Source organism: Catenuloplanes sp. NPDC051500, assembly GCF_044454585.1.
Lineage (GTDB): Bacteria > Actinomycetota > Actinomycetes > Mycobacteriales > Micromonosporaceae > Catenuloplanes.
Genome location: NZ_JBITDX010000044.1, coordinates 1 through 25,042, shown reverse-complemented (window position 1 = coordinate 25,042; position 25,042 = coordinate 1). Strand labels below are relative to the sequence as shown.

Annotated in this window: 25 protein-coding genes; 13 read left to right on the top strand and 12 right to left on the bottom strand. The window is 72.3% G+C overall.

Features of this window, described 5'->3' with window-relative positions:
* Window positions 1-10: 10 nt before the first annotated feature.
* Window positions 11-958 carry a LysR family transcriptional regulator gene (locus ACIA8K_RS40380; RefSeq protein ID WP_396068800.1) on the bottom strand — a complete coding sequence of 316 codons (948 nt, stop codon included), beginning with the start codon at window positions 956-958 and terminating at the stop codon, window positions 11-13.
* Between the two features lie 70 nt (window positions 959-1,028).
* On the opposite strand from ACIA8K_RS40380, the gene ACIA8K_RS40375 reads away from it, so the two are divergent.
* The 4 genes from ACIA8K_RS40375 to ACIA8K_RS40360 are packed head-to-tail and all read left to right on the top strand — an operon-like array spanning window position 1,029 to window position 4,230.
* Window positions 1,029-1,706 carry an HD domain-containing protein gene (locus tag ACIA8K_RS40375; RefSeq protein ID WP_396068799.1) on the top strand — a complete coding sequence of 226 codons (678 nt, stop codon included), beginning with the start codon at window positions 1,029-1,031 and terminating at the stop codon, window positions 1,704-1,706.
* Window positions 1,707-1,745: 39 nt separating this feature from the next.
* Window positions 1,746-2,042, top strand: a complete 297-nt coding sequence (locus ACIA8K_RS40370) for a DUF6403 family protein (protein WP_396068798.1) — start codon at window positions 1,746-1,748, stop codon at window positions 2,040-2,042.
* Window positions 2,039-3,382 (top strand): hypothetical protein, encoded by a 1,344-nt coding sequence (locus ACIA8K_RS40365; protein WP_396068797.1) that lies wholly within the window; start codon window positions 2,039-2,041, stop codon window positions 3,380-3,382. Before ACIA8K_RS40370 ends, ACIA8K_RS40365 begins: the two co-directional genes overlap by 4 nt.
* Complete coding sequence (locus tag ACIA8K_RS40360; protein WP_396068796.1) at window positions 3,379-4,230, top strand: hypothetical protein; 852 nt, start codon at window positions 3,379-3,381, stop codon at window positions 4,228-4,230. The genes ACIA8K_RS40365 and ACIA8K_RS40360 overlap by 4 nt, the downstream gene beginning before the upstream one ends.
* Here the strand turns inward: ACIA8K_RS40360 and ACIA8K_RS40355 are convergent.
* Complete coding sequence (locus ACIA8K_RS40355; RefSeq protein WP_396068795.1) at window positions 4,227-5,957, bottom strand: hypothetical protein; 1,731 nt, start codon at window positions 5,955-5,957, stop codon at window positions 4,227-4,229. The two genes, ACIA8K_RS40360 and ACIA8K_RS40355, sit on opposite strands and share 4 nt — an antisense overlap.
* 58 nt (window positions 5,958-6,015) lie before the next feature.
* Complete coding sequence (locus ACIA8K_RS40350; RefSeq protein ID WP_396068794.1) at window positions 6,016-6,522, bottom strand: cupin domain-containing protein; 507 nt, start codon at window positions 6,520-6,522, stop codon at window positions 6,016-6,018.
* 81 nt (window positions 6,523-6,603) lie between these two features.
* On the opposite strand from ACIA8K_RS40350, the gene ACIA8K_RS40345 reads away from it, so the two are divergent.
* Window positions 6,604-7,107, top strand: coding sequence for a MarR family winged helix-turn-helix transcriptional regulator (locus tag ACIA8K_RS40345; protein ID WP_396068793.1), 504 nt, complete (start codon window positions 6,604-6,606; stop codon window positions 7,105-7,107).
* Window positions 7,108-7,147: 40 nt separating this feature from the next.
* Here ACIA8K_RS40345 and ACIA8K_RS40340 read toward each other — a convergent pair whose 3' ends face one another.
* Together ACIA8K_RS40340 and ACIA8K_RS40335 are read right to left on the bottom strand one after the other, a co-directional pair.
* Entirely contained in the window at window positions 7,148-7,672 is a 525-nt protein-coding gene (locus ACIA8K_RS40340) for a GNAT family N-acetyltransferase (protein WP_396068792.1), read from the bottom strand.
* A gap of 226 nt (window positions 7,673-7,898) precedes the next feature.
* Window positions 7,899-9,335, bottom strand: coding sequence for a glycoside hydrolase family 76 protein (locus ACIA8K_RS40335; protein WP_396068791.1), 1,437 nt, complete (start codon window positions 9,333-9,335; stop codon window positions 7,899-7,901).
* A gap of 182 nt (window positions 9,336-9,517) precedes the next feature.
* Between ACIA8K_RS40335 and ACIA8K_RS40330 the strand changes: the two genes are divergently transcribed.
* Window positions 9,518-11,581 (top strand): DUF4132 domain-containing protein, encoded by a 2,064-nt coding sequence (locus tag ACIA8K_RS40330; protein WP_396068790.1) that lies wholly within the window; start codon window positions 9,518-9,520, stop codon window positions 11,579-11,581.
* Here the strand turns inward: ACIA8K_RS40330 and ACIA8K_RS40325 are convergent.
* Window positions 11,520-12,152 (bottom strand): TetR/AcrR family transcriptional regulator, encoded by a 633-nt coding sequence (locus tag ACIA8K_RS40325; RefSeq protein WP_396068789.1) that lies wholly within the window; start codon window positions 12,150-12,152, stop codon window positions 11,520-11,522. The genes ACIA8K_RS40330 and ACIA8K_RS40325 overlap by 62 nt on opposite strands.
* Window positions 12,153-12,157: 5 nt before the next feature.
* On the bottom strand, window positions 12,158-13,615 hold the full coding sequence (locus ACIA8K_RS40320; protein ID WP_396068809.1) for an MFS transporter: 1,458 nt from the start codon (window positions 13,613-13,615) through the stop codon (window positions 12,158-12,160).
* A gap of 29 nt (window positions 13,616-13,644) precedes the next feature.
* On the opposite strand from ACIA8K_RS40320, the gene ACIA8K_RS40315 reads away from it, so the two are divergent.
* On the top strand, window positions 13,645-13,872 hold the full coding sequence (locus tag ACIA8K_RS40315; protein WP_396068788.1) for a hypothetical protein: 228 nt from the start codon (window positions 13,645-13,647) through the stop codon (window positions 13,870-13,872).
* Here the strand turns inward: ACIA8K_RS40315 and ACIA8K_RS40310 are convergent.
* On the bottom strand, window positions 13,860-14,741 hold the full coding sequence (locus tag ACIA8K_RS40310) for an NAD-dependent epimerase/dehydratase family protein (RefSeq protein ID WP_396068787.1): 882 nt from the start codon (window positions 14,739-14,741) through the stop codon (window positions 13,860-13,862). The two genes, ACIA8K_RS40315 and ACIA8K_RS40310, sit on opposite strands and share 13 nt — an antisense overlap.
* A gap of 86 nt (window positions 14,742-14,827) precedes the next feature.
* Here ACIA8K_RS40310 and ACIA8K_RS40305 point away from each other — a divergent pair, with 86 nt between their 5' ends.
* From ACIA8K_RS40305 to ACIA8K_RS40295, 3 genes are read left to right on the top strand one after another with little or no spacing between them, the layout of a single operon-like run.
* On the top strand, window positions 14,828-15,400 hold the full coding sequence (locus ACIA8K_RS40305) for a TetR/AcrR family transcriptional regulator (protein WP_396068786.1): 573 nt from the start codon (window positions 14,828-14,830) through the stop codon (window positions 15,398-15,400).
* 31 nt (window positions 15,401-15,431) lie between these two features.
* Window positions 15,432-16,250, top strand: coding sequence for a metallophosphoesterase family protein (locus tag ACIA8K_RS40300; RefSeq protein ID WP_396068785.1), 819 nt, complete (start codon window positions 15,432-15,434; stop codon window positions 16,248-16,250).
* Window positions 16,247-16,876 carry a 4'-phosphopantetheinyl transferase gene (locus tag ACIA8K_RS40295; protein WP_396068784.1) on the top strand — a complete coding sequence of 210 codons (630 nt, stop codon included), beginning with the start codon at window positions 16,247-16,249 and terminating at the stop codon, window positions 16,874-16,876. The genes ACIA8K_RS40300 and ACIA8K_RS40295 overlap by 4 nt, the downstream gene beginning before the upstream one ends.
* Before the next feature lie 73 nt (window positions 16,877-16,949).
* Here ACIA8K_RS40295 and ACIA8K_RS40290 read toward each other — a convergent pair whose 3' ends face one another.
* From ACIA8K_RS40290 to ACIA8K_RS40280, 3 genes are read right to left on the bottom strand one after another with little or no spacing between them, the layout of a single operon-like run.
* Window positions 16,950-17,774 carry a PIG-L family deacetylase gene (locus tag ACIA8K_RS40290; protein WP_396068783.1) on the bottom strand — a complete coding sequence of 275 codons (825 nt, stop codon included), beginning with the start codon at window positions 17,772-17,774 and terminating at the stop codon, window positions 16,950-16,952.
* Window positions 17,771-18,874, bottom strand: coding sequence for a glycosyltransferase family 4 protein (locus tag ACIA8K_RS40285; RefSeq protein ID WP_396068782.1), 1,104 nt, complete (start codon window positions 18,872-18,874; stop codon window positions 17,771-17,773). Before ACIA8K_RS40285 ends, ACIA8K_RS40290 begins: the two co-directional genes overlap by 4 nt.
* 14 nt (window positions 18,875-18,888) lie before the next feature.
* A complete protein-coding gene (locus ACIA8K_RS40280) occupies window positions 18,889-19,875 on the bottom strand; it encodes a lysylphosphatidylglycerol synthase domain-containing protein (protein ID WP_396068781.1) in 987 nt (328 codons plus the stop codon).
* A 142-nt stretch (window positions 19,876-20,017) separates the two neighbouring features.
* Here ACIA8K_RS40280 and ACIA8K_RS40275 point away from each other — a divergent pair, with 142 nt between their 5' ends.
* From ACIA8K_RS40275 to ACIA8K_RS40265, 3 genes are all read left to right on the top strand, one after another.
* A complete protein-coding gene (locus tag ACIA8K_RS40275; protein WP_396068780.1) occupies window positions 20,018-21,349 on the top strand; it encodes a sodium:proton exchanger in 1,332 nt (443 codons plus the stop codon).
* A 28-nt stretch (window positions 21,350-21,377) separates the two neighbouring features.
* Window positions 21,378-22,277, top strand: a complete 900-nt coding sequence (locus ACIA8K_RS40270; RefSeq protein ID WP_396068779.1) for an SDR family oxidoreductase — start codon at window positions 21,378-21,380, stop codon at window positions 22,275-22,277.
* A gap of 75 nt (window positions 22,278-22,352) precedes the next feature.
* Window positions 22,353-22,697 carry an STAS domain-containing protein gene (locus ACIA8K_RS40265; RefSeq protein WP_396068778.1) on the top strand — a complete coding sequence of 115 codons (345 nt, stop codon included), beginning with the start codon at window positions 22,353-22,355 and terminating at the stop codon, window positions 22,695-22,697.
* Here the strand turns inward: ACIA8K_RS40265 and ACIA8K_RS40260 are convergent.
* Window positions 22,672-23,430 carry an ATP-binding protein gene (locus ACIA8K_RS40260; RefSeq protein WP_396068777.1) on the bottom strand — a complete coding sequence of 253 codons (759 nt, stop codon included), beginning with the start codon at window positions 23,428-23,430 and terminating at the stop codon, window positions 22,672-22,674. The two genes, ACIA8K_RS40265 and ACIA8K_RS40260, sit on opposite strands and share 26 nt — an antisense overlap.
* Window positions 23,431-25,042: the final 1,612 nt, after the last annotated feature.

Here is a 25,042-nt window from a genome sequence, read left to right as displayed (position 1 = left end):
TATTGACGGCTTACCCGACTGTGTCGCGGCCGCTCTCCGGCGGATCCGTCGGCGCGGACCCGGCGGCCGAGCGTCGCCCACGCGCTCGCGTCGTAGACCGGATCTCGCCGAGCAACGCCTTCGTGCGCGGGTCGTCAAGCGCGTCCGCACGATGCGCCGCGTAGTACGTGACCTTCGGCAGGTCCGCGATCGGCACCGCGACCAGGCCCTCGGTCGGGCGCACGCAGCCGGTGATCACGGTCAGCCCGACGCCCAGCTCCGCCAGGTGCACCGCGAGCGGCCAGCCCTCGATCTCCACCGCCACGCTCCACGGCACGCCTGCCGCACGCAGCGCGCGTTCAAGCGAGATCCGGTGCGGGCGCAGCGGCGGCGGCACCACGAGGTCCTCGCCGGCCAGGTCACGCAGCCGGATCCAGCGCCGCCCGGCCAGCCGGTGCCCGACCGGCGCGAGCACCACCTGTGAATACGTCGCGACCGGCACGGTGATCAGGTCGGCCGGAAGCACGTCGAGCACTGACACGCCGAGGTGGGCACGGCCGTTGCGGAGCGCGTCGAGCATCTCGTCCCGGTTGGTGCGCAGCAGCCGGAGGCCACCGGGCCGGGCCGCGAGCGTGCGCCGGATCGCGTCACCGAGCACGTGCAGGTAGGCGCCGTGGCCGGCGGCAAGCACGATCGGGCGCGCGACTGGCGTCTCGCGCAACTCGTCAAGGAAGCGGCTGAGCCGGTCGTCGCTGTCGCGCGCGAACCGGGCCACCGCCTCCCCGTCCGGCGTCAGCGCCAGGCGGCGGCCCCGGCGTTCGTAGAGCGGACGGCCCAGCTCACGGGCGAGCGTGGCCAGCTTCGCGTGCAGCGCCGGCTGCGAGATGTGCAGCACCTCCGCGGCCCGGGTCAGGTTGAGGTGGTCCGCGAAGACGTGGAACGCCGCAAGCGCGTCGGAGTTGATCCTCGGTCCGGCCATAGGTTTCCTTTATAGCTGATGCGGTGATTCATAGTTCCGCTTTGATGCACCACGGACCAGGCTGAACAGCATGATCACGGGGAAGCACCTCACCGCCATGCCGTTGCACGCCGTCACCGAAGTCCTCGGCGCCGACGGGCTCACCCGCCGGCTCGACCTCGAACTGCTCCGCCTGCCGCCCGCCGACCGGCGCATCGTCGCGGCCGCGGCCGTGTGGGCGGCGACGCTTCACCGCGACCAGCGGCGCACCCGCGAGCCGTACATCAACCACCTGCTGCGGGTCACGCTGCGGATCCTCTGCTACTACCGGGTCGAGGATCCGGAGATCCTGGTCGCGGCGCTGCTGCACGACTCAGTCGAGGACCAGCCGGTCACGATCAACACCATCAGCCGGGGGTACGGCGCGCGCGTCGCCGGGCTCGTCGAGTCCGTCACCACGCCGCCCCGCCCGGACGGCGTGGACCGGATCGCCCACTACGTCGACCACCTGTCCACAACTGTCGCTGCCTCACCGTGGGGCCGGGTGATCAAGCTGTCCGACTTCACCGACAACGGCGTCGGCATCATCCACACGCCCGGACCGAAGGCGTCCCGGGTGGCGGTCAAGTACGCGCCGGCCGTACCCGTGCTGCGTGATCTTCTGTCCCGCATCGACACGCCGCTGACCTCGCCGGTCAAGGCGCACATCCACACCCAGCTCGACTTGGCCACAACCCGGATCGCGGCGGTGCTCGAGGTTGCCGGGTGACCGTACGGTGGACCGCATGAGCGATCTTGGTCGGTGCCCGTGACCGGGTGGTGGATCTGGCCGGCCGGCGCCGCGGTGCTTGTCGTCGCCGGTTTCGCGGGCGTGGCCGTGCCCCGGTGGCGCGCGGCCCACCTGCACCGGCGCACGGCCTGGTCCCGGGCCCGCGCCGCGATCAAGGTCGCCGCGGTCAGCCGGGACGCCGGCCTCCGCGACCCGCAGGCGGAGGCGCTGCTGCACCGCGCAGAGCTGATCGTGGCCGGGGGCGGCGGCGAGCGTGCCGCAGGCGAGGCCGCGGACCTGGCACGCGAGGCCGACCGCCGGTGGCGCGCCCGATGAGGCCCGGCCGGCGGGTCACCGAGATCGCCCGGTGGGTCGCGCTCGGCGGTGCCACGGCACTGCTCGGCGTGTTCCTGATCGCGCAGGGCCGCGGCGTCGAGGTCAGTTACGCCCAGTCGCCGTCGTCCACGACCCGAGCCGGCGAGGGCTCGGCCGACGAGCTGAGCGGCGCCACCGTGCCGACCACCGAGGAGATGTCCTCGCTGGTCGCGGCCGCGCCTGTGGTCCGGCTGCCGGGCGCTGTCGCACGCTGGGACACGACCCGGGTGGACGCGGCGATCGGCGGCAGCGGGCTGCGGATCCTGGTCGCGCCGCCCGGGCTTGACGAGGCCGCGCGGACCCGGGTCAAGGAGGTGGCGAACGCGGACATCACTGTGGTCGGCACGCAGGTCAGCGCGGAGATCAGCATCGCGGTGCCGGACACCGCGGCCGGCTGGCGCGCCGAGTTCGCGGCCGGCGACGTGACGAACCGGCTGCTCACCATCATCGCGTCGATCCAGGACCGCCCGCTGCCGGCCGACGTGGAGGTGGTGACCTGGCGGGCACCGACCGCTGCCGAACTGGAGCCGGTCGTCGCGGACCTGCGCGCGACCGGCCTGCACCTGGCGCCCGGCGCGACGCTTACCAAGCCGACGTCGAACGTGGCGAGCGCGTTCCCGGACCGGGCACCGCTCATCGTGGCACTGCCAAGGCAGGATCACCTACAGCTGCCTCGGTACGCGGCGAGCCTCGCACCCCTGTTCCCGGACACGCCGATCATCGTGATGCACGGCGCGTGGATCGAATACGCGGGACCGCACGCGGCCGACTTCTCCGAGCTGGCGGCCGCCACGTTCTACGGCCGGGTCGGCGACCGGCTCGCGGTGTACGCCTACCCGCAGGCGAACGTGCTGTACGGCTGGCTGGACCGGGTGACGGACGTGCGCTACTCGGGGCTGTTCGAGCGGCCGCTGCCGTATCAGCCGTTCGATCCGCTGCGGGTCGCGCTGCCCGCGCTGCCGTGGCTGTTCGCCTTGTGCGTGGCGGTGTTCCTGGCGCTCACCGCCCGCGCCGCCCGCCGCCCCGCCGAGCGGCGCAGCGGCGCGCCCGCGTCCCGGCTGGCCGCGCTCACCGCGCTGGCCGTGGAGATGCACCCGCTTGCCGACCGTGCGACCGGCCCGGCGCTGACCCGCGCGCTGACCACGCTCACCTCGGCGCGGGACGCCATCGCGGACGAGCTGCCGGACGCGCACGTCCGGGCACTCCTCGACGCGGCGGAACGCGAACTCGACGACGCGGCCCGCACGCTGCCGTTCCCCGGCTACCGGCCGGTCGACTACCTGCGCGGGAGGCTGGCGTGACACGCGTACCCACTCCGTTCGCCCTGGCCCTGGCCGCATGCGCGGCGCTGGCGGGCTGGGCACTGTGGACCGGCGGCCTGGCTGACGGCCCGGTCGCGCGGCAGGTGCGCACGTCCTCGGTCTACGCCGCGCCCGGCACCGGCCTGGACACGGCCGCGGCCGAGCGGGTGATCGGCAACCGGCGGCTGGTCGTGATCCTGCTGGAGCCGGGCGCGGACCTGCCCGCCACCTGTGACGACGTGCGCTCGGCCGCGGCCGGCACCGTGGTGATGCTGTTCAGCGGCGACGACTCCTACGGCTGCGCGCTGATCGGCGACGAGGACGACGACTTCGGCAAGCGGTTCACGGCGGAGCTGACGGTGGCGAACGGCGTCGGCCAGTTCGACGGCCGCCCGCTTGAGGCGGTCAAGGTGATGGCCGTCAACTACGACATGCTGGTCCGCTCCGGAACGGTCCCGGACGGCGCGCGCGTGATCAGCCCGTCACTGCCGCGCTACCTGGCCGCGGGCGGCGCGGTGGCCGGCGTGCTCGGCGGCGCGCTCGCGCTCTACGCCACCGGCCGCCGGGCCGCGCGCGCCGCGGAGACGCGCCGGGTGCGCCGGGACGCGGCCACGGATGCGCGCACCGCCGTAAGCGCCGCCGCGGCCTCGGTCGCCCAGCAGCTCCTCGACCTGGACCGCTCGCCGCGGATGACCGACGCGGCGTTCGCGGCGGAGTACCGCTCGCTCGCCGCCGACTATGCCGGCCTGCTCGGCGACCTGACCTCCGAGGCCCCGCCCGAGCGGCTCGCGGCGCACGTGGAGGCGCTGTCGGTGCGCGCCCGGGCGCTGTCGGGAACTCCTGGCTAGACCCGCCAGAGCCACACGCCGCGGTCCCGGGCCGCCGGGCCGAGCAGCCGTTCCATCAGTACCCGCAGCTGCTCCCGCTCCGGCGTCTCGCGGATCACGACCACCGAGGCGCGCCAGTGGGTGAGGTCCGCGCGGACCAGCTCACGGTCCGCGTCGGTGACCTCTGGCGCGACGCCGGAGCCGAGCGTGGTGTGGACCAGACCGGTCAGGTGACTGCGGTGCATCGGGCCGAACTGGCCGCTGCCGTCCGCCGCGGACGGGCCGATGAAGTAGCCCTCCGGCATCGCGAACTCGTGCAGCGCGACAGCGCTCCAGGTCTGCGCCTCGCGGCCGGTCGGGTTGTCCGCGATCGGCACCGGGACCAGCGTGCGGCCTTCCGGCACCCAGGTCCGCCACGCGCCGGACGTGATGAACTCCGGCACCGGCGCGTCCGGCTTCGTCTGGATCGGGGTCGGGATCAGCGGGAGGAGCGCGGCCGCGATGAGCACCTTCACGACGGCCTGCCGCGACCAGCCCAGCGCGATGAGCAGCGTGATCGCCCCGGTGGTGGCGTAGATCAGGCGGCTGGGCAGCATCATGTTGACGATCGGCGTGTCGTCCGGGAACACGCTGAGCGGACCCGGCAGCCCGGTCTCGCCGCCGAAGCGCAGCTCCGGGCCGAGCGACAGCACCGTGAAGATCAGCATGATCCACCCCGCGGTACGCACGTGCACCGACCGACGCATCAGCACCAGCAGCAGGCCCGTGACGAGCATCAGGGGCCAGCCGTACCAACTGTTCTGCTCGATGTCGGTCGGCGCGATCGGCAGCTGCGAGGGGTCTCCGGCGATCGTGCCGCGCGCGAAACTGAACCAGGTGAGCGGGTCCTCGCCCCAGTCGTTGAAGTACGGCATGCCGTGGAAGCTGCCCGGCCCGGTGAACTGGTACCAGATCGGGTAGGCGCAGAGCGCGGTCGCGAGCAGCGCGGTGACGCCGAGCGCGCGCAGGAAGTCCCCGCCGCGCGCCGTCGCCCCGGGCCGGTCCATCGCCAGCCGGCAGATCACCGCGACGCCGCAGGACAGCGCCGTGACAAGCAGCACCTCCTCGTTGATGAACAGCTGCCAGGTGACAAGCGCGCCGAGGACGAGCCCGTCGCGCAGCCACCGCCCGTCGCGGCCGAGCACCGCGACCCGCCAGAGCAGGATCGGCACCAGCATGTTCGAGACGAAGTTCGGCTGGCCGTTCGCGTGGTAGACCACGCCCGGTGCGAAGCCGGCGAACGCGCCCGCGAGCAGCGCACCGACGGCCGGCGCGGACGTGTGACGGCTCAGCACCCAGTAGGTGGTCAGCGCGGTGCCGGCGGTGGCGAGCACCATCCACACCAGATACGCGACCGCGGCGCCGAAGATCAGTGTGATCGGCGCCAGCGGGATCGTCACGCCGAGCACGGACGTGTTGGCGATCATGTTCACGCCGTCCGGCGCGTTCTGCCGGTCCGAGACCAGCGGGTTGGACAGGTGCCGCACCGAGTGGGCGCCGTGCGCGAGAAGCCACTGGAACCAGGTGTGGTCCACGTCCAGATAGGACGTGATGCGCCCGCGCGGATCGCCGAGGAACCCGCGGATCAGCACGACCCCCATGCCGAGGTACGTGACGACCGCGGCGATATCGGCCCAGGGCAGTGACCGGCGGGCCCGCACGACCTCCACGGGCTCGTCGATCACTGCCGGGCGTTCGAGCGTCTGCATGGGCGCAGACCGTACGGATGCGTCGATAAGGGTCAGGTAAAACTTTTTCTTATCCGGTTTACTCCGGCAGGATCTGGAGGTTGGTGCGCTGCACGAGGTCGGCGAGCGACATGACCTTGTCCATGTCCCACACGGCCGGTGTGCCGCCGGGCACCGGCTCGTCGCCGCCCTCGACGAACAGCTCCTCCGGGCCGCCCGGCGTGAACATGAACAGCGTGCGCACGTCCGTACCCCCGATGTTCTTGAATCGGTGCCGGTTTCCGCGCGGGATGAACAGGAACGAGCCCTGCTCGGCCACGAACGTGCGGTCGCCGTCCAGGAACTCCAGCTCGCCGTCGAGCAGGAAGAACGCCTCGTCCTGGTCCGGGTGCGCGTGCGCGATCGGCCCGCCGCCGGGCGGCACGATCGCGTCGATGAACGCGAACGCACCGTTGGTCTCGTGCCGGGTCGCCTTGATCGTGTAGATGTCCCCCGACACCCACTTGGTCAGGCCCTCGGACGCCGGCACGTGCAGCACGCCCCCGGCGCTGCGCGGCATGTCCACATTGCTCACTGACAGGCTCATAAAAAACATGTTTGCACACACAAACAACAAGATCCAGCCGTGGGTACGGGGTACCCGTGCGCGATTGGTAGCGTGCGCAGCGTGAACGACAGGCCGCCCGCCCCGCTGAACACCGACGAGGAGGCGGCCTGGCGCGCCCTCGCCCGGGTCGTCACGTTCCTGCCCCGGATCATCGACGCCGACCTGCTGAGCCTGACCAACCTGACGCTCAGCGAGTACATGGTGCTCATGCGGCTCTCCGAGGCCCCGGACCGCTCCATGCGCATGTCCGAACTCGCCGACGGCATCCAGCTCAGCTTCAGCGGCGTCACCCGGCTGATCGACCGCCTGGAACGCGAGAACATGGTCGAACGCGTCCGTGCCTCGACCGACGGCCGTGGGCAGCACGCGGTCCTCACCGACAACGGCCTCGCCCGGCTCGAACAAGCCTGGCCCGGCCACCTCGCCAGCGTCCGCCGCGTAGTCATCGACCACCTGACCGGCCTGGACCTGCCCGCACTGGCGGCCGCACTCGATGCGATCGTCGACAACCACCCCGACCGCGGCCCGCGCGGCGCCACTGCCCGCCAGCGCCGCCGTCGCTGAAGGGGCCCGTGCCGGTGAAAGGCGGGCCCGGTAAGAGTTGTTACCGGCAGGCGCCCATCGGTGGGCGGGCCGGCTCGCGCTCGGCGCCGATCGGCTCGCCGAACCGGATCCGCGCGGTAAGCACGCCCGGCTCCTCCCGCGACCACTCCGCGCCGAGCCGGGCGAAGAGCCGCTTGCCGCGCGCATTGTCCGACTCGACGAACGCCTCGATCCCGCACGCGCCGGCCGAGCGCGCCTCCCACATCGCGTAGGCGGCCGCGCGCGAGCCCAGGCCCCGCTCCTGCCAGGCGTCCTCGATCAGCAGGCCGACCTCCCACGGGCCGTCCGCCTTCTCGCCGATCACGTTCACCAGCCCGGTCGTGCGGCCCTCGAGCGTGACGAGTGCCGTGAAGCCGTAGGCCGGGCGGCACAGCCGTTCCCACTCGCCGGCCCGAATCCGATCCCGCTGCCCGTGGTACCGGGCCCGCCGCGTCTCGGCCGAACAGCGCGTATGCATCTGATTGACCGCGTCAAGATCGGACGGCACGGCCCGCCGGATCACCGCGAGGTCGCGAACATCGTCCATCTGCACACAGTGACCGCGCTGACTGCTCACCCACCAGCCAGCACCTGCTCACCCCGCACCGGTCCGCAACTCCGCCGCCGCCATCGGTCGCGCCGCGTGACGACGGCGTCTCCGATCGTCAGGCAGTTCCGCACTGCTTACCCCGTGCCGGCCCGCTGCCCACGCGGCGAGCGAAGGGTGTGACTCACGGGCCGCCGGGACGGGGCGGCCCGTGAGGTCACGGTCTTCACACGGTGTTGAGCAGGTCGAGGGCGCTGTGCTGGCAGCTGTGGTTGGTGTCGATGTAAGGGCCGGACCAGTGGGAGCCGTACCCGTCGTAGCTGTTGCGGTCGTTGGCGTAGATGGTGTCGGCGTTGCGGCGCAGCCAGGGGGTGTAGGCGCCGCCGACGGCACGGTCGAGGACGCCGAGTCCGCGGGCGAACGCGCCCTTCCAGGACGGCTGGTCGCCCGTGCAGTTGTCCTGCTCGCCGGGTTCGCGGAGGATGCCGTTCTGGGTGAGGCGGCCGGAGACGGTGACCGCGTCGGCGAGGCGGCGGGCGGTGGAGAGCGCATCCGCGCTGCCGGTCAGCTTGTTCAGCCGGGTGAGCGCGTCGATGAGGACGCCCTGGTTGTAGGTGAGCGGGCCGCTCGCGCCGCGGCAGGTCTGCAGGTTGATGCCGTCGATCACCAGGTTCTCACTGTTGATCATGCCGGTGTTGCGGAACCAGTTCCACCCCGCCTCGGCTCGGCTCCGATAGGCGGTGCCCTGGTTACGCTGCGCCAGCGCCGCGTTCAGCTGGATGTAGAGGCCGTTCGCGATGGCGGCCTTGTACTGCCGGGCGTTGCTCCACCAGATGCCGCCGCCGCAGACGGTGTCCCAGTAGGCGTGCATGTGGTCGGCGTCGGCCCGCGCGGTGTTGAGGTAGCGCACGTCGCCGGTGAGGTCGTAGGCGGCGACCCAGGCCAGGCCCCACCAGCCGGTGTCGTCGAGGTACTCGTTGCGGAACTGGCCCTGCGCCGCGTTGATCTGCCGGTCGTAGGTGTTCGAGATCGCGTACCGGTAGCTGGCCATGCCTGTGACGCGGGAGTTCTCGATCAGCGCGGACATCGCGTTCGCGCTGGTCCACCAGCCGTTGCCGTCGAACAGGCCGGTGTTCTGGTCGTAGCGCATCATCAGCGCGGTCGCGGCGGCGCGCTTGCGGTCTGACGCGTTCCACGTGCTGCGTACCCACGGCGTGCAGGCCACGTCGGGGCGGTCGCCGGCCTTGCCGCAGGCACGCAGCACGCCGACGCCACGGGTGCCCCAGTCGTCCACGTTGAACATGCCCGTGCGCCAGCCCCGCTGCCCGCTCGGCACCGACGTGCGACCGAGCAGCGTCCAGGTGCGGCCGCCGTCGAAGGACCGGTCCAGCCAGGTCTCGTCGCCGGGTGCGCCGTTCTCGACGGAGGCCCAGATCATCGTGTCGGGGTCGCTGACGTGGGCGCGGACCGTGCGGCCGAAGACCGTGCCGCTGACCGGCGAGCGGTCGCCCGCGGCCTGCCCCGGGTCGCGGCCGTCGCAGTACAGGTTGCAGATGGTGGCGGCCGCGTCCACTGTCGCGGCGGAACTCACCTGCGTCTGCGCCACGAGTCCGCCCGCGGCGGCCAGGGCGAGCACGAGCGCTCCGACGATTCTGCGTCTCACGGCAGCCGCCTTCCACGTCATATTGACAGGTATCAGGGTCTGATCATGCCTTACATCGGGCTAAACACGACATACTCCCCGGTCGAATTAGCCTTCATTTAGGGAACATCAGTAGGTGCGACGTGGCGGGCTCGACGAGGCGCCGGGCGCGGTGCGGCGCGCCTGAGATAACGTCTGCGGCCGTGTCCGACACTGTCCTCGCCTGGAACGACGGTGAGCACGAGCGCTGGGCCGCCCGCGCAGCCGTCGCCGATCACGGCCTGTTCGCACCGGAGTGGGAAGACCTCGCGACGCGCGCCGGCAACTCGATCGGGCTGAGCGTCCGGCAGTTGGTGTGGCTGTTCCTGCGTGGGCCGGAGGACCTGGCCCGGCCGCTGCTCGGGTCCTGGAACATGGATCCGCACCGCGGCAGCGTCGACCTGGCGATGGCGACGATCGCGCGCTTCGAGCTGGACGCGCTGCCGCTCGCGCTGGCCGCGGCCGGGGCTGACGCGGACCGATTCGGGCTGCTGATCATGCCGTTCGCGGGCCCGGAACCGGCCACGCTCGCCGCCAGCTGGCTGCGAAACCTCGGGTCGAGCCGGCTGTGGGCGCGGATGTGGCTGACCCGGCATCCGGCGGCCGCGGAGCGCGCGCTGACGCCGATCGCCGCGGGCAAGGCCGGCCGGGCCCGGCAGAACGCCGAGGATGCGCTGCGCTTCCTGGCCGGAACGACACCCACCACGCGGGGGTACGAGCCGGAGCACCCGGTCACGGCCGGCACCCCGAGCACGGCCCCCGCTACCCGGCCGGTGAAAATCCCGGACTGGGCCGTACCCGCGAAGCTGCCTTTGATCGTGCTTCGGGGGGACGGCGCGGGAACGCTGCCGGAGGCGTCGACCGCCGCGCTGCTCACCGCGCTGACCGAGGTGCGGCTTGCCGATGCGCCCGAGCCGCCACCCGGCTCCTACGACCCGGTCGAGGCAGTCGACTCCTCAGCAGCCGCACAACCCATTGTGGTTCCCGCCCGGCCGGCGATCGTGGCGGACTGCGACCCGCGCAGCCTGGCGGAGTTCGGGTGGGCGCTGTTCGAGGGCTGGGTGGAGGCGGGCCTGGAGTCCCGGCACGCGTGGGCGCTGCTCGGGCAGGCGTGGCTGGCCGACGACGAGACGCTCGGCCGGCTGGCGCCGTTGATCCGTTCCTGGCCGGCCCGCAGCCGGTTCGCACGGGCGATCGACGGGTTCGCGGTGCTGGCCACGGTCGGTTCGGATGCGTCGTTGCGGCTGCTGCACGAGATCGAGGCCGGCATGTCCGGCGGGCCGACGAACGACCGCGCCACCACCTACCTCCGGCAGGCCGCGGCCGCGCGCGGACTGACGCCGCCGGAGTTGGCGGACCGGCTCGCGCCCACGCTGGGCCTTGATGACGGTGTCGTGCTCGACTACGGCACCCGCCGGCTCACCGCGCACCTGGACGCGACGCTCACGCCCTACGTGGCGGACGAGACCGGGCGGCGGCTGACCAAACCGCCGAGGCCGGGCGCCCGGGACCTCGCGAGCGGGCCTGCGCGGTTCAGCGCGTTCCGGAGGGAGTCGCGCGCCGCGACAGTGCAGCAGACCGCGCGCCTGGAGCAGGACATGCTCACCGGCCGGTGGCGCACGGCCGGTCATCTGCGCCGCCACCTGCTCCCCCACCCGCTGCTCGGCCCGATCGGGCAGCGTCTGTTGTGGATGGCGGGCGGGATGGCGGGCGGGACCGCGCTGCGGATCGCGGAGGACGGCACGTTCGCGGATGTCTACGACAATACGGTCACGCTCGCGGAGGACGCGCCGGTCCGGCTGGCCCACCCGGCGCTGCTCGGCGCGGACACCGCGATCTGGGCGGCGACCTTCCTGGACTACGAGATCATGCAGCCGTTCGCCCAGCTGGACCGCCCGCTCGCGACCCCGGACGAGGTGGCCGGGCGCGCGCTGCCGGCCGACCGGATCATGGGCCTGGAGCGGTACGGCTGGCGGCGTGCCGGCGACGACCACCACAGGTACTCCCGGCTGACCCGCCTGCTGCCGCACGGGCTGACGCTTGTGGCGGACGTCAGCCCCGGCTTCCCGGTCTCGGTCATGCCGTCCACTCCGGACCAGACGATCACCGAGCTGTGGGTGGACCGGGCCTGGTCCGACCACTGGCCGACCGCGCGGCGGATCCCGTTCAGCGACGCGGACCCGGTGACACTGTCCGAGGCGCTCGTGGGTCTGCGGGAGGCGCTGTAGACCAGGGGATCTCCTCCCACAGCTCCGGCCGCCGGGTGAGGTGGATCAGGCGCTCGACCACCCGCCGGTGCGCCGGGGTCCGCGCGGAGCCGCCCCACATCGGCGCGCTGCTCATCCCGTCCGCCGCGGCCACGACCAGGGCCAGCACGTCCGGCGGCAACCCGTCCGCGGCCAGCTCCGCGTCCAGCCGGGCCGCCTCCGCGCGGGCCAGCTCCGCAACCGCGGGGACTGTCATCAGGAGCGTGATCAGCGCCATCGAGGCCATGTCGTCGCCGTCCGGCGTCAGCACCGCGCGCAGGTAGGCGCGGGTCAGCCGGCCCGGCCCGGTGTCCGCCGGGTCCAGCGCCGCGGCGATTGTCGCCTCGAACGCGACCAGCTGCGCGCGGGCCAGCTCCAGGATCAGCTCGTCCTTGCTTGCGAAGTGGTAGATCAGCCCGCCCTTCGAGACGCCTGCGAACCGGGCGATCTCATCAAGCGAGGCGTGGATGCCGCGCGACCTGACCGCGTCGCCGGCCGCGGTCAGTAGTGCCCGACGTGTGTCCTCCGGTGACCGGCCCGCCGTACGTCCCACGGGGGTCACGCTACCGGTTTCGAGGGGATGACCGCCCATGCCAGCACCGCGGCGGCGACCGTCAGCCCGGCCGCGACCAGCGATGTCGTCTGCATGCCGAGGATGAACGCGTCCCGGGCGTGTTGCGCGTCCTCGGGCCGGAGCACCTGCAGCGCGGAGCCGAGCGAGTCGCGTACCCGTGCGACGTCCTCCGCGGACATGCCGGGCGGCGTGACCACCGCGTTCCGGTAGACGGCGGTGAGCAGCGAGCCGAGCACCGCGATGCCGAGCACCACGCCCAGCTCGTTCGCGGTCTCGGTGATCGCGGAGACCGAGCCGGCCTTGCGCGGCGGCGCGGCGGACACGATCGCGTCGCCGGTGAGCGTCATCGCCAGGCCGATGCCGAGCCCGATCGGGACCAGGCCCAAAATCAGCAGGTAGAACGGTGCGTTCGCGGCCCCGGCCACGATCGCCAGGCCGGCGCCGGCAAGCGCGAGGCCGAGCGCGATCGCCCGGCCGTGGCCGAGCAGGCGCGCGGTGACGCCGATGATCACGACCACCGCTATCGACGCGATGGTGGCGGGCAGCTCCGCGAGCCCGGCGCGCAGCGGGCTGAGGCCGCGGGCGAACTGGAGGTACTGCGAGAAGAAGAAGAGCAGGCCGGTAAGCGCGAAGATGGCGATCACGTTGGCCGCGACCGCTCCGGAGAAGGCCCGGTTGCGGAACAGCTCGACGTCGAGCATCGGCTGGGGCAGCCTGCGCTGGCGCCTGGTGAACAGAAGGCCGCTGACCAGGCCGACGGTGACGCTTGCGAGGAGCACGCCGTCGAACGCCAGGTGCTTGACCGCGTACACAAGCGGCACGATCGTGGCCATCGACAGCACCGCGGAGAGCAGGTCGAACTGTCCCGGCTCCGGGTCCCGCGACTCGGGCAGCAGGAAGAATCCAGAAACAACGACCACGATCATCACGGGTACGTTGATCAGGAAGACGGAGCCCCACCAGAAGTGCTCGAGCAGGAAGCCGCCGATCATCGGGCCGATCGCCGAGCCCGCGCCGAACGCGGTGGACCAGATCGCGATCGCCCTGGTCCGCTCCACATCGTCCGGGAAGATGTTCCGGATCAGCGACAACGTGGACGGCATCAGCGTCGCGCCGGCCACCCCGAGCAGCAGCCGCGCGCCGATCAACGCCTCCGCACTTGTCGAGAACGCGGCCACGAGCGACGCCGCGCCGAACGCGACAGACCCGGCCAGCAGCACCCGCTTGCGCCCGAACCGGTCCGCCAGGTTGCCCATCAGCACAAGCAGCCCGGCCAGCGCCAGCGAGTAGACGTCCCCGATCCAGAGGATCTGCTCCGCGGTCGGCGCCAGGCTCCGGGTCAGCGCGGGGACGGCAAGCGCCAGCACGGTCCCGTCGATGGCCAGCAGCAGCACGGCCGCGGCCAGCACCGCAAGCGCCGCCCACCGGCGCGTACTCGTCATGATCACGGAATTACTTTACCGACTAGTCGGTGCAGTTTTCAACGTCACACGGGCGGTCCGCGCTCGAGGCAGCCGGGCGTACCGGCGATGAGTTGTTGTCGGCTCAGGCGCACGAGGAGATCGGGCGGGCGCTTGCCGCGCTCGGGGATCGGCCGGGCGCGCTCCCGCACCTGCGGGAGGCCGTGGGCGGCTACGAGACCCACGGCCAACACGAGGCGGAAGGGGTCAGGGGTGCTGGCCCGGCTCAGCTGAAGTAGTGCCCGGCGTCGATGTCGTCGAGCAGGAGCGGGCCGGACGGAGACCAGCCGAGCAGCTCCCGGGTGGCGGCGGAGCAGACCGGGACGTCCATCGTGATCAGTGGAGCGAAGTAGCCGAAGTGCTCGGCACGCCGCTCCTCGGGGATGCTCGCCGTGGGCAGGCCAAGATGCCGGCCGATGTGCTCGGCGATCTCGCGCACCGGTACGCCGTCCTCACTCGCGGCGTACAACTGCGATCCGCTCGGCGCCTTTTCCAGGGCCAGCCGGTAGAGCGTGCCGATGTCGCCGGCGTGGGCGGCGCACCAGCGGTTGGCGCCGTCCCCGGCATAGCCGGACACACCGGTGCGCCGGGCCAGGCCGATCAGCGTCGGGATGAAGCCCGCCCGGTCCCGGTCGCCGTGCACGACCGGTGGGATCGCGACCAGCACGGTACGGATGCCACGCTCGGCATAGCCGTCGACCAGGCGGGCGGTGGCGGTGCGCGGGTTGGCGTCGAGCGTCGCGTCGACGCCGGCATCACCGGTGCGGCCCCAGCCGACCACCATAAGCGTCTTGCCGGTGCCGGCCAGCGCGTCGCCGAACGCCATGACCGCGGCGCGCTCGCCGGCTGCGGCGCCGGCCATGTCGCCCGCGGCGACGGTGTCGTGGTTGAACGCGAGGCTGATGACCGCGTCCGCGTCCGCCGCCGCGTCGCGCAGGCCGTCCAGGTGTGAGAGGTCGCCGCGGCGCACCTCCGCGCCGAGGCCCTTGACTGCCGCGGCCGAGGCGTCGGACCGCGCCAGCCCGACGACCTGATGCCCGGCCCGGAGCAGCTCGGGGACGACCGCCGAGGCGATGTGGCCGCTGGCGCCGGTGATGAAGACACGCATGGAGAACTCCCGCCGAAAGGTGATGTTACTCGGTAACGTCACCGTAGCACGTGATGTGACTCGGTAACATCACTAAGCTGAGCGGCATGGCACGATGGGAACCGAACACACGTGAACGACTGGTGCTGGCCGCACTGGACCTGTTCATCGAGAACGGCTACGACAACACCACTGTCGCCCAGATCGCCGAACGCACCGGCCTCACCAAGACCACGTTCTTCCGGCACTTCCCCGACAAGCGCGAGGTCCTCTTCGCCGGCCAGGAGTCCCAGGGCCGCCTCCTCGCCGACGGCATCGCCGCCGCACCGGCGCACGCCACTCCGCTGGAGGCGGTCGCGGCCGGGTTGGACGCGGTCACCGGCTCGTTCACCCCGGAGCAGCGCGGGTTCGCGCCACGGATCCAGGCCGTGATCGCGGGCCATCCCGAGCTGCGGGAACGGTCCGCCTTCAAGCACACCGGCCTCGGCGAGGCAATGGCGGAGGCGCTGCGCGCCCGCGGCGTCCCCGAGCCGGCCGCGACCTTGGCCGCCGACCTCGGCGTCCGGGCGTTCCACCGCTCCTTCGACCGCTGGATCGACCCGCCGAACTCCACCCCCCTCCCCGACCTCGCCCGCGAGGAACTCCGCCTCCTCCACACCACAGCCACCACGCTCGCCTGACCGACGCAGACCTGTCATAGCATGGACGGTGATGAGTGAACCCGGGCTGTACGCGGTCAGTGACCTGCACGTCTCCTACCCCGAGAACCGGGCGATCACCGAGGCGCTGCGGCCGGACGACCCGGGCGACTGGCTGATCGTGGCCGGCGACGTCGCCGAGCAGGTCGCCGACGTGGAACGAACGCTGGCGCTGCTCGCGAGCCGATGGGCGACAGTGGTCTGGTCGCCCGGCAACCACGAGCTCTGGACGGTGCGCGACGACGCGGTGCAGCTGCGCGGCGAGGAGCGCTACCAGCATCTGGTGACGGTGGCCCGTGAGCTGGGCGTCCACACACCTGAGGACCCGTACCCCCGCTGGAATGACTCTGTGGTCGTCGCACCGCTGTTCGTCGGCTACGACTATTCGTGGCGCGTCCCCGGCGTTGCCTCCAAGGCCGAGTCGCTTCGTCACGCGGAGGAGGCGGGCGTCCTCTGCACCGACGAGTTCTTCCTGCATCCTGACCCGCATCCCAGCCGGGATGCCTGGTGCACCGCCCGGGCCGCTTACACGGAGGCCCGTCTGTCCGCCGTTCCGGCCGGTCGGCAACTCGTCCTCGCCAACCACTATCCCCTGGTACGGGAGCCGACCGACATCCTGTGGGCGCCGGAGTTCGCCCAGTGGTGCGGGACCGATCTGACCGCGGACTGGCATCTGCGCTTCAATGCCACGGTGATGGTCTACGGCCACCTGCACATCCCGCGCACCACCTGGCACGACGGCGTCCGCTTCGAGGAGGTCTCCCTCGGCTACCCCCGGGAGTGGCGCCGCCGTGGCACCCCTTCGCCGGTCCGCCGGATCCTCCCCGCATGATCGAACGACTACTGCCCCCCGGCGTGGCCTGGGCGGAGACGTTCACCGACGAGGACTGTGCGCTGTTTCCCGCGGAGGAGGCGGCGATCGCCCAGGCCGTGGAGAAGCGGCGGCGCGAGTTCGTCACCGGCCGCTGGTGCGCCCGGCAGGCACTTGCCGGTCTCGGCCGGCCCGCGTCCCCGATCGTGCCGGGCGAGCGCGGCGCCCCGGGCTGGCCGGACGACGTGGTCGGCGCCATCACCCATTGCCCCGGCTACCGCGCGGCGGCCGTTGCGCACTCCTCCGGTTTCGCCTCGGTGGGCATCGACGCGGAGCAGCACAGTCCGCTGCCGGAGGGCGTCCTGGACCTGGTCAGCCTCCCGTCCGAGCGGTCGTGGCTGTCCGCCGCACCACCGGGCGTGCACTGGGACCGGCTGCTCTTCAGCGCGAAGGAGTCGGTCTACAAGGCGTGGTTCCCGCTTGCCCGCCGCTGGCTCGGCTTCGAGGAGGCCTCGCTGACCGTCTCTCCCGACGGCACCTTCCGGGCCAGGATTCTGGTGCCCGGACCGGTGACGGACTTCTCCGGGCGCTGGCTTGTGGATCGCGACCTCGTGCTTACCGCGATCACGATGCCCGCCGCTCCCTGACCTGCCGGACGACCTGGCGCACCGACGCCTGGCCCACGGAACCCCCGCTTACAGAGACAGCCCCAGAGCCCGGTCAGCTGCGCAACGACGCGAAGATGTCGTCGCTGAGCGGCCCGCCCCGGGCCCTGCCGACCTCGGCGAACCACTCCCGGCCCGCCACCGCCGCGAACAACGGGCCGGGCAGTCCGGCGAGCGCGGCGACGGTCCGGAGCCCACGCCCGCCGGTCGACTGGCTGGCGTGGGCCCGGAGTCCGGCGCGCTTCTGCCGCAGGTACGTGCGCACGTCGACCGCGTGGGTCAACTCCGTGTGCGGCGTGAACGCGGTCTCCGCACCGCCCAGCGGCAACCGGGGCATCAGCCGCCCGGCCAGGCGCAGCACCGCCAGCAGCGGCCGCAGCGCACGCCGGTCCACCGTGGCCTCCAGCAGCACCGGCGTCCCGGCGAGCCGGGCGGCGGCCGCGGCCACCCGGTGCACCTGCACGTGGTCGGGGTGTCCGTATCCGCCGCGCGCGTCGTAGCCGATCAGCACGTCCGCCCGCTCCTCGCGCAGCAGCGCGGCGAGACGGTCCGCCACCTCCGGCACCGGAGCGTCCGCGAAGCAGCCACCCGCCCCGGCGGTCAGGCCGGAGTCGCGGTAGCCGAGCACCTCCACCCGGGCACAGCCGAGCGCGTCCGCCGCCGCAAGCAACTCCAGGTGCCGCCGCCCGCCGAGTCCGGCCGCGGGTGAGCCGGGGGTGGGCGGTGGGCCGTGCACCGGCGACGCCAGTCCCGCCTCCCCGAGCGTCGCCGTCACCAGCACGACCCGATGTCCTTCCGCCGCCGCGCGGGCAAGCGTCCCGCCGGTCAGCAACGACTCGTCATCCGGATGCGCGTGGAACGCCACCACAGTGAAGCTCACACCTGCACCAGCGCGTCCTGCAGCCGGGCCGCGTCCGCATAGCGCGCCTCGGCCGCCGCAAGCGCGGTGTCCCACTTCATCCGCGGGACGACCGCCCGGTTGTGCCGCGCCACGTCCGCAAGCAGTTCCGGCGACGCGAGCAGTCCGGACACAGTGGAGATCAGCTCCGCGTCCGACCCGACGAGCCACCCGTCCACCCCATGCTCGACGAAGTCCGCGACCCCGCTCCCCCGGCGCGCCACCACGGGCAGTCCGGCACAACGCGCCTCGAGCGCCGCGATCCCGAACGATTCCCGGTGTGCGGGCGCCACGTAGAGGTCCGCCCCGGCCAGCAACTCCCGGATGTCGCGCCGGGGCAGCGCGCCGGTCAGCCGTACCCCCGCGGTCATCCCGGCCTCCTTCACCTCCGCTTGCAGTCGAGGCAGCAGCGGGCCGTCACCGACAAGCACCGCACGGAACCGTCCCGGGTGCGCGTGGTGCACCGCGAACAGCGCCCGAAGCAGCGGCTGCGGCCGTTTGCGCCGGACCATCCGCATCACGCTCACCACTGTCGGCGGGCCGTCCCGCTCCACCGGCGGGGACAGCCAGGATTCCGGGTCGATGCCGTTGGGCAGCACCGCGACAGGTGTGCCGTCGAGCGCGTCGCGGACCGCGTCCGCCGCTGCGGTGCTGACGGCGGCCCAGGCGACCGGCCAGCTGGCGGCCCCGCGCCGGCGCGCGTACCAGCGCATGGCCGGCACCACGTCGTGCCACATCGAATGCACAGACACCACAGTGGGTACGCCGTGCACCCCGGCCAGCCGGGCCGCGCTCCAGGCCAGTGGCGAGAACGCGGACACGTGGGCGTGCACGACCTGCGCCCGACCGGCGCGCAGCACCCGGCACAGGTCGTCGTCCCGGACCGCGCGGTAGGGGCCGAAACCCGGCGCTCCCATCCGTACCAGCGGAATCGGATCTTGATCTTGAAGTGGGCCCGGCGTCGCCGTGACGACGAAGGGCGCGTGGCCGGCCGAGGACTGGCGGGCGGCAAGGTCGCGGACCTGCAGCTCGACGCCGCCGAGGCGGGGCAGGTAGACGTCTGTCACGTGGGCGATTCGCATGGGTTCTCCGGGGGTCACGCCGGGGTGGGGCGCACGCCACGCCGGCGGGTGGCGAGCCACAGCACGACGGCGAGACCGCCGACCGGGATCTCGGCGGCGAAGACGAAGCCGCGGAAGAGCAGCACGCCGGCGAGCGCGCCGGTGGCGTCCGTGCCGAGCGCGATGAGCACCGCGATCGCGCCGGTCTCGACCAGGCCGGCGCCGCCGGGGGTGAGCGACGCGAGCGTGAGCGCGCGGACCGCGGCCAGGCCGGCGAGCAGCACCGGGACCGGGACCGGCACGCCGACCACGAGCAGGCACAGCCAGAGCAGCACGCCTTCGAGCAGGCAGTAGCCCGCCATGCCTGCGGTGAGCGGGCGCCAGCGGCGGCGGACCAGCCGGTCGACGCCGTCGAGCAGCCCGGCGACCGCCGCTTCCCAGGTGGTCCGGCGGAGCAGCTGGGAGGCGAGCCGCACCAGGTGGAGGACCGGGCGGGCGCGGCCGAGCAGGGCGGCGACCACGAGCGCGCCGGCGGTCCCGGACGCGAGGCCTGCGGCAAGCCACAGGAGGTTCAGGCCGCCTGCCACGGCCAGCGCCACGACCGCGACTGACGGGAGCAGCAGACGGGCGGCGACGTCCCAGGCCTTGGAGACCACCACGAACCGGGCGAAGTCCCCGTTCGTGTGCCCCCAGCCGCGCACCATGGTCAGGTTGAGCACGGTGCCGGCGACGCCGCCGAGCGGGAGCAGGTTGGAGACCGCGCTGCCGGACAGGTTGAGCGTGAGCGCTCGCAGATGGGTCAGGCCGGGCAGCGACGCGTCAAGCACGAACGTGTGCACCCAGAGGCCGAGCAGCCAGACCGCGCCAAGCAGAAGCAGCCAGGCCCAGCCGACGGCGCTGATCGACGCCCGGGCGGCGCTCCACGAGGCGCCGGCCTCACCGAGGTGATGGCCGGCCCAGACCACGATCAGCACGGCGGCGAGCAGCAGTCCGAGTCGTCGCAGCGTCGCGGTCCACTCCATCCACTCCTCCCCGGGCCCAGGTGGATAACCGACCGTAGCGCCAGGCACTGCGTTTTGAGGGTATTTACCCCGTTTAGATTCCTCGTTTCGGTGACGGTCACCCGGACGGTAGAAAAACCGTGCCCGGGGGTACGAGCCACGCATGTCGAACCCCCCGCGGCCCTGGCCCGCACTTGTGGCGGTGCTGGCCGTCGCGCCCGGCGCGTACGCCGGACTCGCCGACTACCTCGGCCTCCCCCACCCCGAACTCGTGCCCGCAGCGGCCGCGGTGATGTTCGGCGCCGCAATCGTCGGCGCCGCGTTCCTGCTGGCCTGGGCCGCGGAGGCCGCGCAGTCCGAGGTGAGCGCCGGGGTCGCGCTCGCGTTCCTGGCGTTCCTCGCGGTGCTTCCGGAATATGCCGTCGACTTCGTCTTCACCTGGCGGGCCGGTCAGACGTTCGCCGCGGAGGGGCACTGCGCCGCGGTCGGCGGCGAGGACCCGTGCGCGCTCGCCCTGGCGAACATGACCGGCGCGAACCGGGTACTTGTCGGCATCGGCTGGCCGCTGGTCGTGGTGATCGCGGCAGTGGTCGCCCGCCGCCACCCGCGCCGCGCGAAGCAGGAGCCGAGCGTGCCCGCGCCCGGCCACGTACGCCTCGCCCGGCCGATGTCGATCGAGGTGGTCGCGCTCGGCATCGCCACGATCTACTCGCTGACCCTGCCGCTGCGGCACTCGCTCACGCTGCTTGACGCGGCCGTCCTCGTCTCGATCTTCGTGCTCTACGCGTGGCGGCTCTCCCAGGCCCCGGTCGAGGAGCCAGACCTGATCGGCGTCGCCGCCTGGATCGGGGAACGCGAGAAGAAGCCCCGCCGCTGGCTGCTGATCGGCATGTTCGTCGCGGCCGCCGCGGTCATCCTGGTCACCGCGGAGCACTTCGCCGACTCCGTCGTCGGCACCGGCGAGCAGCTCGGCATCGACAGGTTCCTGCTGGTCCAGTGGGCCGCGCCGGTCGCCAGCGAGGCGCCCGAGCTGATCGTCGCCTGCCTCTACGCGTGGCGACTGCGCGCCTCACACGCGCTCGGCACGCTGCTCTCCAGCAAGGTCAACCAGTGGACGCTGCTTGTCGGCACGATCCCGATCGTGTTCGCCATCTCCGCCGGCGGGTTCAGCGGCCTGCCGCTCAGCGAGCACCAGCGCTACGAGCTGCTGATCACTGCCGCGCAGTCGCTGTTCGCGGTGAGCCTGCTTCTCGACCTGCGGCTGTCGCTGTGGGGATCGGGTGTGCTGCTGGCCCTGTTCGGCGTGCAGTTCAGCACGAGCATCCTGCTCTCTGACGCCGCGAACCGGATCGTCCTGATCACGCTCTCCGCGATCTACCTGACGCTTGCCGCGATCATGCTGGCCGTCTCCTGGCGGCGGGCCGGACGGCTGCTCCGCGAGGGCACTGTCGCGCCGCTGGACCAGGTGCCGGAGTGGGACAAGACCCCAGCATGAGCGGCCCGATCCGGGGAAAGCGGACACCATGACGCAGAACCAGCACACCGCCCGCGACCCGCGCTCCCAGTACCCGGCCCCGGACCAGCTCACCGGCGGCGACCAGGGCGAGCCCGGCACCACAGGCGAGATGCCGGACAAGCCGGACCACGGCGAGGAGACGTACGAGGGTGCCGGGCGACTCACCGGACGGCGCGCCGTGATCACCGGGGGCGACTCCGGCATCGGCCGTGCGGTAGCGATCGCATACGCCCGCGAAGGCGCCGACGTACTGATCTCCTACCTTCCCGAGGAGGAGGCGGACGCCGCGGACACGGCCGCGCTGATCGAGAAGGCCGGTCGCAAGGCGGTCCGGGTCCCCGGCGACATCCGCGACGAGGCGCACTGCGGCCGCATCATCGACACCGCCGTGACGGAGCTGGGCGGCGTCGACATCCTGGTCAACAACGCCGCGTTCCAGATGGCGCAGCCCGGCGGGATCACCGACATCACCACCGAGCAGTTCGACAAGGTGATGAGGACGAACCTGTACGCGATGTTCTGGCTGTGCCGCGCCGCCGTACCGCACCTCAAGCCCGGGTCCACGATCATCAACACCGCGTCCATCCAGGCGTACCAGTCGTCCGCCCCACTGATCGACTACGCCACCACCAAGGGCGGCATCGTCGCGTTCACCAAGGCGCTGGCCGAGGACCTGTCCTCTAAGGGCATCCGGGTGAACGCGGTCGCACCCGGCCCGATCTGGACACCGCTGATCCCGGCGACCATGCCCAAGGAGAAGGTGGACAGCTTCGGCGCCGACACCCCGCTCGGCCGCGCCGGCCAGCCCGCAGAACTCGCACCCGCCTATGTGTACTTCGCCAGCCAGGAGTCCAGCTACACCACGGGAGAGGTACTCGGCGTCACCGGCGGTAAGCCGGTGAGCTGACAGTCAGCGTCTTGTCACTGGTCTGTCGTATCACTGGCGTAGGCTCGGCGCACAGCTTCCCGATCGGAGCAGAGCGTGACCGGTTCCTTCTCAGTGGTGAAGTCCGAGGACGGCGAGGGCACGATTCGCCTCACGATCAGCGGCGACGTCGACAACGACGTCGCCGCGGCCCTCACCGAAATCATCTCCAACGCGGCCGAACAGCCCGGCGCGGGCGCGCTCGTCGTCGACCTCGACCGGGTGTCCGTGCTGGCCGCAGCCGGGATACGCGCGTTACTCGAGGGCCGGGCCGCGGCCGAGCGATGCGACCGCGCGTACCGCATCGTCAACGTGCACGACGACGTCACGGTCTATGCTCTGCGCGTCGTCGGCCTCGCCGACATCGTCGCCCCGGTCACCGCCTCCCAGCAGCGGCGCTGATCCGCGGCTGCCCGAGCAGCACCCCCGCCCAGACCACCTTCCCGCCCTGCGCGGGAAGGATCCCCCACCGTCGCGCGAACGCCTCCACAAGCCGCAACCCACGCCCGGTCGCCGGCTCCCCGGCCGGACCGTCACACACCCGCGGCAGGTCCGCCGACCCGTCCCGGACCGCGATCACCAGATGCCGCCGCCCAAGCGACAACCGCAGATCCGCCATCGTCCGGGCGTGCACGATCGCGTTCGTCACCAACTCCCCCGCGATCATCGCCGCAGGTGCGGCCAACGCCGGTAGATTCCACCGCGCACACGCCTGTTCCGCCAGGTCACGGGCTCGGCGACTGGCCCCGTCCGCGGGAAGAACCGTGTCGCCGACCATCGGCATCCGCCGGGCCGGCCTCGCTGACAGCGCCGCCGTCACGGTCGGATAGACCGCGAGCCGGCCGTAGCCACCCCCCGCGAGCAGCCGCGCCACCTCCCCCTCGGGAGCGCACAACAGCAGCGGCGTACCCGGCCACACCGCCGCCTGCCACGCCACCGACCGGAACACGGCCAGCGCCACCGGCTCCGCCACCCGCAGCTTCGCCAGATCCACGACCAGCGCATCCGGCACATCCACCAGGCAGCGCGACAGCGTGGCCCGCACCCGCGGCGCACTGGCCAGCGTCAGATCCCCGGCCAGCCGAACGAGCAGTCTGGTCCCAACCTGATCGACCTCACATCCGACGGGCGACACGTCCTTATTGTCGCCCGCGAACCCCCCGAACAGCGCACAGCGACGCACAACAGACATCACATCAAGATCGCTTGCGTACCGCTGGGGACGATCCGGACCTCCCGCTCCACGCTGGCCCGGCCCGCTTGCTCCCTTGGGCGCTTGAGCTTGCCTGGGGACGACCCCAAACCCCGAGCCAGATCTTCCCGCTCTCGCGGTGGTGCAGCCCGTTTGCTCCCGCGGGCAAACCTCGCCGCCCGCCAAGACTCCGCTAGCGCTCCGCTTGCCGGGCGGCTCGGAGCCGGTTCCGCGCGGGGCGGGGACCAGCACGCGACCGCCGCCGTGCTGCCGGAACCGGTGCGCCCACGACCTGCGGTGGCGTTCGCGCCGGTGCCGCGTCAGCACAGGCCGGCCGGTGCGGCGGCAGCGCGGAGCGGCGGCAGCACGGAGCAGCGGCAGCACGGAGCAGCGGCAGCACGGAGCAGCGGCAGCACGGAGCAGCGGCAGCACGGAGCAGCGGCAGCGCCGGTGAGGCGCCCACGCCCGGTATCGCGTCAGCACCGGCTAACAGGTGCGGCTACGGACGGGTGACGCGTTCGCGCCAGTATCGCCGTCAGCACCCGCCAACAGGAGCCGCCACAGACGGGTGACGCTCGCACGCGTATCGCATCAGCACTGACCGGCCGGCGCGGCTCCAGCCCGGCGAGGCGGCCGCACCCGGTCAGCGCTGACCGGGTGCGGCTCCGACCGGGTGAGGAACCTGCGCCGGTATCGCGTCAGCACCGGCCAGCAGGTCCAGCCACGGCCGGGCGTGGCGTCCGCGCCGGTATCGCGTCAGCACTGGATGGGTGGTGCGGCGGTGGCCGGGCATGGCGTCCCCGCCGGTATCGCGTCAGCACCGGATGGGTGGTGCGGCGGTGGCCGGGCATGGCGTCCCCGCCGGTATCGCGTCAGCACCGGATGGGTGGTGCGGCGGCGGCCGGGCATGGCGTCCCCGCCGGTATCGCGTCAGCACCGGATGGGTGGTGCGGCGGCGGCCGGGTGACGGCAAGGGCTGGCATCGAAGGCGGGGGATCGCAGTGGCCAGGTTGGTATCGGCCACTGCAGGTTCCGGGGCGGGTCGAGTCAGAGAGCGGCCGGTGTCGCGTCAGCGGCGGATGATCAGCGCGGGTATCGCTGGGCGGTCGCAAGATCTGGCAGCGAAGCCGTGGGAACTCGACGGTGACGACTGCGAGTCAGGGCTCGCCGGCGATTCGGCCGCCGAGGAGGTTGCGGCCCGCTGGTCGACACAGCGTGGCGTCCGCGGCGGCCGGTCATCTCGACCACGGTTTGCACGTCGCAAGATCCGGTAGCAAAGCCGGAGAACCGCAGAGGTCCGGTCGATCTCCGCTCTCCCGCTCGCGTCAGCGTGGGGCTGGCGCTCAAGCGTCTTCGCGCCCTATTTTTCCGATATCGCCGTCCGTTGCGGTCGTTATATCTGTGCTCAAGATCCTTGCGATTCTGGTGGCCCTTATTGAGGCGCGATAAGGGCCACCAGAGAGCGTGTCGGAAGGTCTGTGTAACGGATGTGTAGATTATCCGTTATTGCCGGGTTTCGGCCTGGTGGTGCAGACAGGATCATGATCATGACGCT

Excerpts from the sequence above, each read along its gene's own strand:
- ACIA8K_RS40340 (WP_396068792.1), bottom strand. The coding sequence starts at position 7,672 with ATGGACGATGTTCGCGACCTCGCGGTGATCCGGCGGGCCGTGCCGTCC.
- ACIA8K_RS40300 (WP_396068785.1), top strand. The coding sequence starts at position 15,432 with ATGAGTGAACCCGGGCTGTACGCGGTCAGTGACCTGCACGTCTCCTAC.
- ACIA8K_RS40375 (WP_396068799.1), top strand. The coding sequence starts at position 1,029 with ATGATCACGGGGAAGCACCTCACCGCCATGCCGTTGCACGCCGTCACC.
- ACIA8K_RS40355 (WP_396068795.1), bottom strand. The coding sequence starts at position 5,957 with ATGCAGACGCTCGAACGCCCGGCAGTGATCGACGAGCCCGTGGAGGTC.
- ACIA8K_RS40275 (WP_396068780.1), top strand. The coding sequence starts at position 20,018 with ATGTCGAACCCCCCGCGGCCCTGGCCCGCACTTGTGGCGGTGCTGGCC.
- ACIA8K_RS40305 (WP_396068786.1), top strand. The coding sequence starts at position 14,828 with ATGGCACGATGGGAACCGAACACACGTGAACGACTGGTGCTGGCCGCA.
- ACIA8K_RS40295 (WP_396068784.1), top strand. The coding sequence starts at position 16,247 with ATGATCGAACGACTACTGCCCCCCGGCGTGGCCTGGGCGGAGACGTTC.
- ACIA8K_RS40310 (WP_396068787.1), bottom strand. The coding sequence starts at position 14,741 with ATGCGTGTCTTCATCACCGGCGCCAGCGGCCACATCGCCTCGGCGGTC.
- ACIA8K_RS40270 (WP_396068779.1), top strand. The coding sequence starts at position 21,378 with ATGACGCAGAACCAGCACACCGCCCGCGACCCGCGCTCCCAGTACCCG.
- ACIA8K_RS40380 (WP_396068800.1), bottom strand. The coding sequence starts at position 958 with ATGGCCGGACCGAGGATCAACTCCGACGCGCTTGCGGCGTTCCACGTC.
- ACIA8K_RS40350 (WP_396068794.1), bottom strand. The coding sequence starts at position 6,522 with ATGAGCCTGTCAGTGAGCAATGTGGACATGCCGCGCAGCGCCGGGGGC.
- ACIA8K_RS40320 (WP_396068809.1), bottom strand. The coding sequence starts at position 13,615 with ATGACGAGTACGCGCCGGTGGGCGGCGCTTGCGGTGCTGGCCGCGGCC.
- ACIA8K_RS40365 (WP_396068797.1), top strand. The coding sequence starts at position 2,039 with ATGAGGCCCGGCCGGCGGGTCACCGAGATCGCCCGGTGGGTCGCGCTC.
- ACIA8K_RS40285 (WP_396068782.1), bottom strand. The coding sequence starts at position 18,874 with ATGCGAATCGCCCACGTGACAGACGTCTACCTGCCCCGCCTCGGCGGC.
- ACIA8K_RS40280 (WP_396068781.1), bottom strand. The coding sequence starts at position 19,875 with ATGGAGTGGACCGCGACGCTGCGACGACTCGGACTGCTGCTCGCCGCC.